This is a genomic window from Enterobacter sp. AG326, from assembly GCF_004362415.1.
Lineage (GTDB): Bacteria > Pseudomonadota > Gammaproteobacteria > Enterobacterales > Enterobacteriaceae > Enterobacter > Enterobacter asburiae.
In genome coordinates, this window is the sequence record NZ_SNXG01000010.1 from 89,608 (window position 1) to 101,192 (window position 11,585).

Annotated in this window: 10 protein-coding genes and 1 riboswitch; of the genes, 8 read left to right on the plus strand and 2 right to left on the minus strand. The window is 55.8% G+C overall.

From position 1 onward, the window contains the following. Positions 1-15 precede the first annotated feature (15 nt). From argC to oxyR, 4 genes are all read left to right on the plus strand, one after another. Positions 16-1,020: an N-acetyl-gamma-glutamyl-phosphate reductase gene (gene argC, locus DFO52_RS21110; protein ID WP_133551136.1), complete on the plus strand. Its 1,005-nt coding sequence runs from the start codon at positions 16-18 to the stop codon at positions 1,018-1,020. Between the two features lie 6 nt (positions 1,021-1,026). Further along, entirely contained in the window at positions 1,027-1,803 is a 777-nt protein-coding gene (gene argB, locus DFO52_RS21115) for an acetylglutamate kinase (RefSeq protein ID WP_090420882.1), read from the plus strand. Positions 1,804-1,877: 74 nt separating this feature from the next. Continuing rightward, positions 1,878-3,251 carry an argininosuccinate lyase gene (gene argH, locus DFO52_RS21120; protein ID WP_029740758.1) on the plus strand — a complete coding sequence of 458 codons (1,374 nt, stop codon included), beginning with the start codon at positions 1,878-1,880 and terminating at the stop codon, positions 3,249-3,251. 327 nt (positions 3,252-3,578) lie between these two features. Continuing rightward, positions 3,579-4,496 carry a DNA-binding transcriptional regulator OxyR gene (gene oxyR / locus DFO52_RS21125; RefSeq protein WP_023309664.1) on the plus strand — a complete coding sequence of 306 codons (918 nt, stop codon included), beginning with the start codon at positions 3,579-3,581 and terminating at the stop codon, positions 4,494-4,496. Here oxyR and sthA read toward each other — a convergent pair. Further along, entirely contained in the window at positions 4,479-5,879 is a 1,401-nt protein-coding gene (gene sthA / locus DFO52_RS21130; RefSeq protein ID WP_008501785.1) for a Si-specific NAD(P)(+) transhydrogenase, read from the minus strand. The two genes, oxyR and sthA, sit on opposite strands and share 18 nt — an antisense overlap. Positions 5,880-6,075: 196 nt before the next feature. On the opposite strand from sthA, the gene fabR reads away from it, so the two are divergent. Both fabR and DFO52_RS21140 read left to right on the plus strand, forming a co-directional pair. Next, on the plus strand, positions 6,076-6,714 hold the full coding sequence (gene fabR / locus DFO52_RS21135) for an HTH-type transcriptional repressor FabR (protein ID WP_008501784.1): 639 nt from the start codon (positions 6,076-6,078) through the stop codon (positions 6,712-6,714). 9 nt (positions 6,715-6,723) lie between these two features. Next, a complete protein-coding gene (locus DFO52_RS21140; RefSeq protein WP_008501783.1) occupies positions 6,724-7,083 on the plus strand; it encodes a YijD family membrane protein in 360 nt (119 codons plus the stop codon). Between the two features lie 79 nt (positions 7,084-7,162). On the opposite strand, the gene trmA is transcribed toward DFO52_RS21140, so the two are convergent. After that, complete coding sequence (trmA, locus tag DFO52_RS21145; protein WP_047653051.1) at positions 7,163-8,263, minus strand: tRNA (uridine(54)-C5)-methyltransferase TrmA; 1,101 nt, start codon at positions 8,261-8,263, stop codon at positions 7,163-7,165. Positions 8,264-8,367: 104 nt separating this feature from the next. Next, positions 8,368-8,544, plus strand: a riboswitch (cobalamin riboswitch). Between the two features lie 65 nt (positions 8,545-8,609). On the opposite strand from trmA, the gene btuB reads away from it, so the two are divergent. Then, a complete protein-coding gene (btuB, locus tag DFO52_RS21150) occupies positions 8,610-10,457 on the plus strand; it encodes a TonB-dependent vitamin B12 receptor BtuB (protein ID WP_133551137.1) in 1,848 nt (615 codons plus the stop codon). Next, positions 10,402-11,253: a glutamate racemase gene (gene murI, locus DFO52_RS21155; RefSeq protein ID WP_023309660.1), complete on the plus strand. Its 852-nt coding sequence runs from the start codon at positions 10,402-10,404 to the stop codon at positions 11,251-11,253. The genes btuB and murI overlap by 56 nt, the downstream gene beginning before the upstream one ends. Positions 11,254-11,585: the final 332 nt, after the last annotated feature.

Below are 11,585 nucleotides of genomic sequence, written 5' to 3' on the forward strand. Positions count from 1 at the left end.
GCATAAAGGAACCCGATGTTGAATACGCTGATTGTAGGCGCTAGCGGTTATGCGGGCGCAGAGCTTGTAAGCTACGTGAATCGCCATCCACATATGACCATAACCGCTTTGACCGTGTCAGCGCAAAGCAATGATGCAGGAAAGTTAATTTCCGATTTGCATCCGCAGCTTAAGGGCATTGTCGATCTGCCGCTGCAGCCCATGTCTGACATCAGCGAGTTTACCGACGGCGTCGACGTGGTGTTTTTAGCCACCGCGCACGAGGTCAGCCACGACCTGGCGCCGCAGTTCCTGGCGGCCGGCTGCGTGGTCTTCGACCTTTCCGGCGCGTTCCGCGTGAACGACGGCGCATTTTATGAAAAATATTACGGTTTCACCCATCAGCATCCGGATCTGCTTGAAAAAGCGGTGTACGGCCTGGCGGAGTGGAGCGCAGATAAACTGAAAGAAGCGGACCTGATTGCCGTTCCGGGCTGCTACCCAACGGCGGCGCAGCTCTCCCTGAAGCCGCTGATCGACGCAGGCCTGCTGGATCTGAGCCAGTGGCCGGTGATCAACGCCACCAGCGGCGTGAGCGGAGCAGGTCGTAAGGCCGCTATCTCCAACAGCTTCTGCGAAGTGAGCCTTCAGCCGTATGGCGTTTTTAATCACCGTCATCACCCTGAAATCACGACGCATCTGGGCGCGGACGTCATTTTCACCCCGCACCTGGGCAGCTTCCCGCGTGGGATCCTCGAAACCATTACCTGCCGCCTGAAGCCCGGCGTGACCAAAGAGCAGGTGAACGAGGCCTTCACGCAGGCGTATGCGGATAAACCGCTGGTGCGCCTGTACGATAAAGGCGTGCCGGCGCTGAAAAACGTGGTCGGCCTGCCGTTCTGCGACATCGGCTTTGCCGTGCAGGGCGAGCATCTCATCGTTGTCGCCGCGGAAGATAACTTACTCAAAGGCGCTGCCGCACAGGCAATGCAATGTGCAAATATTCGTTTCGGTTTCCTGGAAACGCAGGCTCTTATTTAAGGTGTGATGATGAACCCATTAATTATCAAACTCGGTGGTGTACTGCTGGACAGCGAAGAAGCGCTGGAGCGTCTGTTTACCGCGCTGGTGAACTATCGCGAATCACACCAGCGTCCGCTGGTGATTGTGCACGGCGGCGGCTGCGTGGTGGACGAGCTGATGAAAGGGCTCAACCTGCCGGTGAAAAAGAAGAACGGCCTGCGCGTCACGCCTGCTGACCAGATTGACATCATTACCGGTGCGCTGGCGGGCACGGCGAACAAAACGCTGCTGGCGTGGGCGAAGAAACACCACATCGCGTCCGTTGGCCTCTATCTGGGCGATGGCGACAGCGTAAAAGTGACCCAGCTCGACGAAGAGCTCGGCCACGTTGGACTGGCGCAGCCAGGTTCGCCTAAGCTGATTAACACGCTGCTGGAAGGGGGATTCCTGCCGGTGGTGAGCTCTATCGGCGTGACCGAAGAGGGCGAGCTGATGAACGTCAACGCTGACCAGGCGGCGACGGCACTGGCGGCAACGCTGGGCGCGGATCTGATCCTGCTCTCCGACGTGAGCGGCATTCTGGATGGCAAAGGCCAGCGCATTGCTGAAATGACGGCTGAGAAAGCCGAGCAGCTGATTGCTCAGGGCATTATTACCGACGGCATGATAGTCAAAGTGAACGCCGCGCTGGATGCCGCACGCACGCTGGGCCGACCGGTGGATATCGCCTCCTGGCGTCACGCGGAACAACTGCCGGCGCTGTTTAACGGCACGCCGATTGGCACGCGTATTTTAGCGTAAGTTTTTATTGAATGACCGTAGGCCGGGTAAGCGAAGCGCCACCCGGCAGAACTAACGAATAAAGGAATCATGTTATGGCACTTTGGGGTGGGCGTTTTACACAGGCAGCGGATCAGCGGTTCAAACAGTTCAACGACTCTTTGCGCTTCGACTACCGCCTGGCCGAACAGGATATTGTCGGCTCTGTGGCCTGGTCCAAAGCGCTGGTGACAGTGGGCGTACTGACCCCAGACGAACAATTACGGCTGGAAGAAGCGCTGAACAATCTGCTGGAAGAGGTGCGTCTTAACCCGCAGCAGATCCTCGAAAGCGATGCTGAAGATATTCACAGCTGGGTGGAAGGTAAACTGATCGACAAGGTCGGCCAGCTGGGTAAAAAGCTGCATACCGGCCGCAGCCGTAACGACCAGGTCGCCACCGATCTGAAGCTGTGGTGTAAAGATACCGTTGGCGAACTGCTGGCGGCTAACCGTCAGCTGCAGAGCGCGCTGGTGGAAACCGCGCAGAACAACCAGGACGCGGTGATGCCGGGTTATACCCACCTGCAGCGCGCGCAGCCGGTGACCTTTGCGCACTGGTGTCTGGCCTACGTCGAGATGCTGGCGCGTGACGAAAGCCGTCTGCAGGATACCCTGAAACGTCTGGACGTCAGCCCGCTGGGCAGCGGCGCGCTGGCCGGTACGGCGTATGAAATCGACCGTGAGCAGCTGGCAGGCTGGCTGGGCTTTGCTTCCGCCACCCGTAACAGCCTGGACAGCGTGTCCGACCGCGACCACGTGCTGGAGCTGCTCTCCAATGCGTCTATCGGAATGGTGCATCTGTCGCGCTTTGCCGAAGACCTGATCTTCTTTAACTCTGGCGAAGCGGGCTTCGTCGAGCTGTCCGACCGCGTGACCTCAGGCTCCTCCCTGATGCCGCAGAAGAAAAACCCGGACGCGCTGGAGCTGATCCGCGGCAAGTGTGGCCGCGTGCAGGGCGCGCTGACCGGCATGATGATGACCCTGAAAGGGCTGCCGCTGGCGTATAACAAAGACATGCAGGAAGACAAAGAAGGGCTGTTCGACGCGCTCGACACCTGGCTGGACTGTCTGCATATGGGCGCGCTGGTGCTGGACGGCATTCAGGTGAAACGTCCGCGCTGTCAGGAAGCGGCGCAGCAGGGCTATGCTAACTCTACCGAACTGGCGGATTATTTGGTGGCGAAAGGCGTACCTTTCCGTGAAGCGCACCATATTGTGGGTGAAGCGGTGGTGGAAGCCATTCGTCAGGGTAAACCGCTGGAAGATCTGGCGCTGGCCGACCTGCAGAAGTTCAGCGCGGTTATCGGGGATGATGTGTATCCGATCCTTGCGCTGCAGTCCTGTCTGGATAAACGTGCCGCGAAAGGCGGCGTGTCGCCTAAGCAGGTGGCGCAGGCGATAGCGGATGCGAAAAACCGGTTGGTTTGAACCGTGCGGGCTGGTGCCCTCACCCCGGCCCTCTCCCACGGGGAGAGGGAGCAAACACTAAAAATGGCAACTTCGGTTGCCATTTTGCTTTTATCCCCGGGCTTTTTTACGCAAAAAAAAAGCGGACCACGGGGTCCGCAAAAGTTCACGTTGGCTTTAGTTGTTCGAGTTTTGAGAGAAACTCGCTGACGGTGCGGGGACGTCAAGGGTCAAACACGTGCCGCCTCATCTATGTGGTGTATTATTCAACAGAATGCTTGATAGGGATAATCGTTCGTTGCTATGCTATCTATCGCCATGAACTATCGTGGCGACGGAGGATGAATAATGAATATTCGTGATCTTGAATACCTGGTAGCGTTAGCCGAGCATCGTCACTTTCGCCGCGCGGCAGATTCCTGCCACGTCAGCCAGCCCACGCTGAGCGGTCAGATCCGCAAGCTGGAAGACGAGCTGGGCGTGATGCTGCTGGAGCGCACCAGTCGTAAGGTTCTGTTCACACAGGCAGGTCTGCTGCTGGTGGATCAGGCGCGCACCGTGCTGCGCGAGGTCAAAGTGCTCAAGGAAATGGCAAGCCAGCAGGGGGAGGCGATGTCCGGCCCGCTGCATATTGGCCTGATCCCAACCGTTGGCCCGTACCTGTTGCCGCACATCATTCCGATGCTGCACCAGACGTTCCCGAAACTCGAAATGTACCTGCATGAAGCGCAGACCCATCAGCTGCTGGCGCAGCTAGACAGCGGCAAGCTCGACTGCGCCATTCTGGCGCTGGTGAAAGAGAGTGAAGCCTTTATTGAAGTGCCGCTGTTCGATGAGCCGATGATGCTGGCGATCTATGAAGATCACCCGTGGGCGAACCGCGATCGCGTACCGATGGCCGATCTGGCCGGTGAAAAGCTGCTGATGCTGGAAGATGGCCACTGCCTGCGCGATCAGGCGATGGGCTTCTGCTTTGAAGCGGGTGCGGATGAGGATACCCATTTCCGCGCAACCAGCCTGGAAACGCTGCGTAATATGGTCGCGGCGGGAAGCGGTATTACGCTGCTGCCTGCGCTGGCCGTGCCGCGCGAGCGTAAGCGTGATGGCGTGGTTTATCTGCCGTGCATTAAGCCGGAGCCGCGTCGCACTATCGGCCTGGTGTATCGTCCGGGTTCACCGCTGCGCAGCCGCTATGAGCAGCTGGCAGAGGCCATCCGTGGTTCGATGGATGGCCATTTCGACAGCGCGTTAAAACAGGCGGTTTAAGCCGTTCAGCGCAGCTACCCGATAGGCTTCCGCCATGGTCGGGTAGTTAAAGGTGGTGTTAACGAAGTACTCAATGGTGTTACCACCGCCTTTCTGCTCCATTATCGCCTGGCCGATATGAATGATTTCCGCCGCGCGTTCACCAAAGCAGTGAATGCCGAGGATCTCTTTGGTCTCGCGATGGAACAGGATCTTCAGCGTTCCCACGCTCATCCCCACGATTTGCGCCCGCGCCAGATGTTTAAACTGGGCACGTCCCACCTCGTAAGGCACCTTCATTGACGTCAGCTGCTGCTCGGTTTTGCCGACTGAACTGATTTCCGGGATGGTATAGATGCCCGTCGGAATATCTTCGATCAGATGCGCCGTCGCTTCGCCTTTTACCAGCGCCTGTGCGGCAATGCGTCCCTGGTCGTAAGCGGCTGAGGCCAGGCTTGGGTAGCCAATCACGTCGCCGACCGCGTAAACGTGCGGCAGGGCGGTCTGATACATGCTGTTGACCTTCAGCTGACCGCGACTGTCGGTTTCAAGCCCGATATTTTCCAGCTGCAGTGAATCGGTGTTGCCGGTACGACCGTTGGCGTACAGCAGGCAGTCTGCTTTCAGCTTCTTACCGGACTTCAGGTGCATGATCACCCCGTCGTCACAGCCCTCAATCTTCTCGTACTCTTCGTTGTGGCGAATCACCACGCCGCTGTTCCAGAAGTGGTAGGAGAGGGAGTCCGACATCTCCTGATCGAGGAACGCCAGCAGGCGGTCGCGGGTGTTGATCAGGTCAACTTTGACGTCCATTCCGCGGAAGATCGACGCATATTCGCAACCAATCACCCCTGCGCCATAGATAATGACGTGGCGGGGTTCATGGTGCAGGCTCAGAATCGAGTCGCTGTCGTAGACGCGCGGGTGCGAGAAGTCCACGTCGGCCGGATGGTAAGGGCGTGAGCCGCAGGCAATCACAAATTTTTCAGCCGTGATGGTTTCAACCGAACCGTCGTGGCATTCGAGTGCCAGGGTGTGTTCATCCACAAAATGCGCGTTGCCCTGCAAAATTTCACAGTGGTTACGCTCATAAAATCCCTGACGCATGCGTGTCTGCTGGTTAATAACGGTATCCGCGTGATTCAGGATGTCAGCAAAGGATGAACGAAGAAGTCTGGAGTGGTCGCTGTAAAGAGGGTTCTGGTTAAATTCGATAATGCGGCTAACGGCGTGGCGGAGGGCTTTCGAAGGGATGGTGCCCCAGTGGGTGCAACCGCCGCCGACATTATGGTAGCGCTCGATGACCGCTACTCTGGCTCCCTGTTTCACCAGACCCATAGCAGCACCTTCGCCGCCGGGGCCGGAACCAATAACTATTGCGTCGTAATCGTAGGAATGTGGCATGGTAAGGCTTACCTGTTCTTATACATAAAAGCAACAGAATCATAACATCATTGGCAGAGTAACCCAATTATCGTTGTGCTTTTTTCGGGCAGTGGGGCACAAACCGCACGTAAACAATCATTCACAAAGCCAGGCAAACAGATTAATTTTATTCTCTGGTATAGTGCCATCAGGCCTTTGGAAGGATTCAACTATCGTGATGGGCGTAAGAGCACAACAAAAAGAGAAAACCCGGCGTTCGCTGGTGGAAGCCGCATTCAGTCAACTGAGTGCTGAGCGGAGTTTTGCCAGTTTGAGCCTGCGCGAAGTCGCACGCGAGGCCGGGATTGCGCCAACGTCCTTCTATCGTCATTTCCGTGATGTGGATGAACTGGGCCTGACCATGGTCGACGAGAGCGGTCTGATGCTGCGCCAGCTGATGCGCCAGGCGCGTCAGCGTATCGCCAAAGGGGGCAGCGTGATCCGCACCTCCGTATCGACCTTTATGGAATTTATCGGCAATAACCCCAACGCGTTTCGTCTGCTTCTGCGCGAGCGTTCGGGCACGTCGGCGGCATTTCGTGCCGCCGTCGCGCGTGAAATTCAGCACTTCATCGCGGAACTTGCCGACTATCTTGAACTCGAAAACCATATGCCGCGTGCGTTTACTGAAGCACAGGCTGAGGCGATGGTGACGATTGTTTTCAGCGCGGGTGCCGAAGCGCTGGATGTCAGCATTGAACAACGCAAGCAGCTCGAAGAGCGGCTGGTATTGCAGCTCAGGATGATCTCCAAAGGCGCGTACTACTGGTATCGCCGTGAACAAGAGAAACTGGCACATCAAACCGAAGAGTGAAGGTGAGTAATGAAACAGTCAGGTCAGGATAAAGGGACGCTGTTGCTGGCATTGATCGCTGGCTTATCCATTAATGGTACGTTTGCCGCTATTTTTAGCTCAATCGTTCCATTTTCGATTTTCCCGCTTATTGCGCTGGTGCTGACGGTTTACTGCCTGCATCAACGTTACCTGAACCGCACCATGCCGGTGGGGTTACCGGGGCTGGCCGCTGCCTGCTTTATTCTGGGGGTATTGCTGTATAGCACCGTGGTTCGCGCGGAATATCCGGATATCGGCTCTAACTTCTTCCCTGCGGTACTGTCTGTGGCGCTGGTGTTCTGGATTGGCTCGCGCATGCGTAGCCGTAAGAGCCAGTTACCAGAGTAATGAATTATTTGTAGGGCAGGTAAGCGAAGCGCCACCTGCCAAAAACGCCGGATGGCGCTACGCTTATCCGGCCTACAGATCACCGTGCGGTAAGTAAAACGCCGCACTCCATATGGTGCGTATACGGGAACTGATCGAACAGCGCCAGACGTTCAACCTTGTGCGTCTGGCCTAATGTTTCGAGGTTCTTGCACAGCGTCTCCGGGTTACAGGAGATGTACAAAATACGCGGGTACGCCTGCACCATCTTCTCGGTTTCGCTGTCCAGGCCACTGCGCGGCGGGTCGACAAAAATTGTCTCACACTGGTAGCTCTTGAGATCGATCCCTTCCAGGCGGTTAAACTGGCGTACGCCGTTCATGGCCTGCGTGAACTCTTCTGCGGCCATACGAATGATCTGCACGTTGTCGATATGGTTAGCGGCGATGTTGTACTGCGCGGCAGCCACCGACGGCTTGGCGATTTCCGTTGCCAGAACGCGATCGAAGTTACGCGCCAGCGCCAGGGAGAAGTTGCCGTTACCGCAGTAGAGCTCAAGAAGATCGCCCGTTGACCCTTCCGTCGCCTTCAGCGCCCACTCGAGCATCTGCACGTTCATCGCAGCATTCGGCTGGGTGAAGCTGTTCTCGACCTGACGATACACCATCTCTTTACCTGCCACCGGCAGGCGCTCGTCGATGTAGTCCTGATCCAGCATGATTTTGGTTTTTGTCGCGCGGCCAATCAGGTGAACGTTGATGTTCTGCGCGCGCAGCGCATCGCGCAGCGCTTCTGCCTGCTCGCGCCACTCGTCATTAAGCGCTTTGTGGTACAGCAGGGAGACAATCGCCTGATTGCTTTGCGTGGTCAGGTAGTCAATCTGGAACAGCTTGTTACGCAGTACCGGATTGTTGCGCACGCCGTCCATTATCAGCGTCATCAACTGGTTAATGAGCTCGCTCGCCGCCGGAAAGCTGTCCACGCGGATACGGGACTTCGTCTGCTGATCGAAAATGATGTGGTACAGGTCGTCGCCGTCGTGCCAGATGCGGAACTCGGCGCGCATGCGGTAGTGGCTGACGGGAGAGCGGAACACCTCGGGAACGGGCGCGTTGAAAGGCGTCATCATACTTTGCAGGCGGACGACTTTCTCTGCCAGCTGCGCGTCGTACTGTTCTGTCGGGAGGTGTTCTGGGGTCATGATGCGTCCTGAATGATAAAGAATTACGCGGGGATTGTAGGCATTGTTCAGGGGATGTCCAGATTTAATGGGTAATAGCTGTCTGGACATCCATACGTGTCTAATTGTAGCATTCTGTTTCCGGTCTCCTGAGAGTGAAAAGGGAATCCAGTGTAAATCTGGAGCTGACGCGCAGCGGTAAAGTCTGGCGGGATGAGCGTTGTAGACACTGTGAAAATGGGAAGTCTTCATCCTTATATAGCCACCTAGCCCGAAGACCTGCCGGGATCACGTCGCATTTGGTTTCATCATCGCGTGCTATCGATGAGGCCTGCGGCATCCTTCTTATATTGTGGATGCTTTAACAATGATTAAAAAAGTATCGCTGTTGACGGCGTTGTCCGTCACGGCATTTTCGGGCTGGGCGCAGGATAGCGCCGACTCGTTGGTGGTGACGGCAAATCGTTTTGAACAACCTGAAAAAACTATTCTGGCTGCAACCTCCGTTGTTACGCGTGCCGATATTGACCGTTGGCAATCAACCTCAGTCCTGGATGTTATGCGTCGCCTGCCCGGCGTGGATACGGCGCAAAATGGCGGGATGGGGCAACTCTCTTCTCTCTTTATACGTGGCACCAACTCCAGCCACGTCCTGATCCTTGTTGATGGGATCCGCCTTAACCAGGCGGGCGTCACGGGGTCATCCGATCTTAGCCAGTTCCCGATCTCCCTGGTGCAGCGTATCGAATATGTTCGTGGACCGCGTTCGGCGGTATACGGCTCGGACGCGATCGGCGGAGTCGTAAACATTATTACCACTCGCGCGAAGGACGGTACCACGCTGAACGCAGGTGTAGGGTCGCATGGTTACCAGAATTATGGCGGCAGTACTCAGCAAACATTGGGTGACAGCACGCGCGTCACGCTTGCGGGTGATTACACCTATACCAAAGGGTTTGATGTGGTTGCGGACGGCAACAATGGTGGCCTTGCCCAGACCGATCGCGACGGCTTTATGAATAAAACGCTCTATGGTGCAGTGGATCACGCATTCTCGGAGCAGTGGAGCGGATTTGTTCGCGGCTTTGGCTATAGCAACCGTACTGCCTACGACGGTTACTACAGTTCATTTACCCCTGACGTACTGGTCGATACCCGCCAGCTCTATAGTCAGACCTGGGATGCAGGATTGCGCTTCAACAATGACATCTTCCATTCACAGCTGCTCACCAGCTATAGCCACAGCAAGGACTATAACTACGACCCAAATTTAGGCCGCTACGATTCAACAGCCACGCTGGATGAAATCAAACAGTACAACGTCCAGTGGCTGAACTCCGTTGACGTTGGCCATGGGAACATTGGCGCGGGCGTTGACTGGCAGAAGCAGAGCACCGAGCCGGGTACAAACTACGTGACCAACGGCTACGACCTGCGTAACACCGGCGTTTACCTGACCGGGTTGCAGCAGTTTGGTGACTTCACTCTGGAAGGAGCGGTTCGCAGCGATGACAACTCTCAGTTCGGTCGCCATGGCACCTGGCAAAGTAGTGCGGCCTGGGAGTTCGTGGAGGGTTACCGCTTCGTTGCTTCGTATGGTACGGCCTATAAAGCACCGAATCTGGGTCAACTCTATGGTTTCTATGGCAATGACCATCTTGATCCCGAAGAGAGCAAGCAGTGGGAAGGTGCGTTTGAAGGCCTGACGGCGGGCGTGAGCTGGCGCGTCTCCGGCTACCGTAATGACGTCGATAATCTCATCGACTTCGATAATAACCTTCAGCAATATTACAACGTCGGTAAAGCGCGCATTAAAGGTGTGGAAGCGACAGCATCGTTTGATACGGGCCCGTTGACGCATACTGTAGGCTATGACTATGTGGATGCCCGCAATGCCGCAACCAACGAACTTCTGGACCGTCGTGCTAAGCAGCAGGTGAAATATCAGCTCGACACGCAGATCTATGATTTCGACTGGAGCCTGACTTATCACTATCTCGGTACGCGTTACGACACTGACTTTGGTGCTTATCCGTCTGAGAAAGTAAAAATGGGTGGTGTCAGCCTGTGGGATGTCGCAGTTTCGTATCCTGTCACCTCACATCTCACAGTTCGTGGTAAAATAGCCAACCTGTTCGATAAAGATTACGAGACAGTTTATGGCTACCAAACTGCAGGACGGGAATACACCTTGTCTGGCAGCTACACCTTCTAATCCGCGTCCCACCGTGCTGGTGTTTGATTCCGGCGTCGGTGGGCTTTCGGTCTATGATGAGATTCGGCACCTCCTGCCGGATCTCCATTACATCTACGCCTTCGATAACGTCGCTTTCCCGTATGGGGAAAAGAGCGAAGATTTTATTGTTGAGCGTGTGGTTGAAATCGTTACCGCGGTACAAAAGCGCTATCCCCTTGCGCTGGCCGTCATCGCCTGTAATACGGCGAGCACCGTTTCTCTTCCCGCCCTGCGTGAAAAATTCCAGTTCCCGGTTGTGGGCGTTGTTCCTGCGATAAAGCCTGCCGCGCGCCTGACGGCGAACGGCATTGTGGGTTTGCTGGCAACGCGAGGCACGGTAAAGCGTCCTTATACCCGCGAGCTGATCGACCGTTTTGCCAACGAATGCCAGATTGCGATGCTGGGTTCGGCTGAGCTGGTGGAGATGGCTGAAGCGAAGCTGCATGGAAAGGCGGTATCACTCGACGAGCTGCGTCGTATTCTTCGTCCGTGGCTGCGCATGCCTGAACCCCCGGATACTGTTGTGCTGGGCTGCACCCACTTCCCGCTATTACAGGAAGAGCTATTAGAGGTGTTGCCGGAGGGGACGCGCCTGGTGGATTCCGGCGCGGCTATCGCCCGTCGCACGGCCTGGCTGCTGGAGCATGAAGCGCCGGATGCGAAATCTACCGATGCGAATATCGCGTTTTGTATGGCCATCACGAAAGAGACTGAGCAACTTTTACCCGTTTTACGCCGTTATGGCTTTGAAACGCTCGAAAAACTGGCGCTGTAGCACGGTTTTGAGCAAAAAAGAGACGGTTGAAAGTTTTTTTTAAAAGAGGGGTTGTCAACGTCTGAGAACTCCCTATAATGCGCCTCCACTGACACGGAACAACGGCTTACAGGCCGCCGGGTTAGCGGGGTTCAGAGATGAACGCCGACAGAGAAAAGCAAAAATAATCGCTTGACTCTGAATGAGGAAAACGTAATATACGGGACCTCGCAACGGTGAGCTTAACGCCGCGTTGCAACTGCTCTTTAACAATTTATCAGACAATCTGTGTGGGCACTCAAAGTGACATGGATTCTTAACGTCGCAAGACGAAAAATGAATACCAAGTCTCT

Excerpts from the sequence above, each read along its gene's own strand:
- sthA (WP_008501785.1), bottom strand. The coding sequence starts at position 5,879 with ATGCCACATTCCTACGATTACGACGCAATAGTTATTGGTTCCGGCCCC.
- btuB (WP_133551137.1), top strand. The coding sequence starts at position 8,610 with ATGATTAAAAAAGTATCGCTGTTGACGGCGTTGTCCGTCACGGCATTT.
- argC (WP_133551136.1), top strand. The coding sequence starts at position 16 with ATGTTGAATACGCTGATTGTAGGCGCTAGCGGTTATGCGGGCGCAGAG.
- oxyR (WP_023309664.1), top strand. The coding sequence starts at position 3,579 with ATGAATATTCGTGATCTTGAATACCTGGTAGCGTTAGCCGAGCATCGT.
- argB (WP_090420882.1), top strand. The coding sequence starts at position 1,027 with ATGATGAACCCATTAATTATCAAACTCGGTGGTGTACTGCTGGACAGC.
- murI (WP_023309660.1), top strand. The coding sequence starts at position 10,402 with ATGGCTACCAAACTGCAGGACGGGAATACACCTTGTCTGGCAGCTACA.
- argH (WP_029740758.1), top strand. The coding sequence starts at position 1,878 with ATGGCACTTTGGGGTGGGCGTTTTACACAGGCAGCGGATCAGCGGTTC.
- DFO52_RS21140 (WP_008501783.1), top strand. The coding sequence starts at position 6,724 with ATGAAACAGTCAGGTCAGGATAAAGGGACGCTGTTGCTGGCATTGATC.
- trmA (WP_047653051.1), bottom strand. The coding sequence starts at position 8,263 with ATGACCCCAGAACACCTCCCGACAGAACAGTACGACGCGCAGCTGGCA.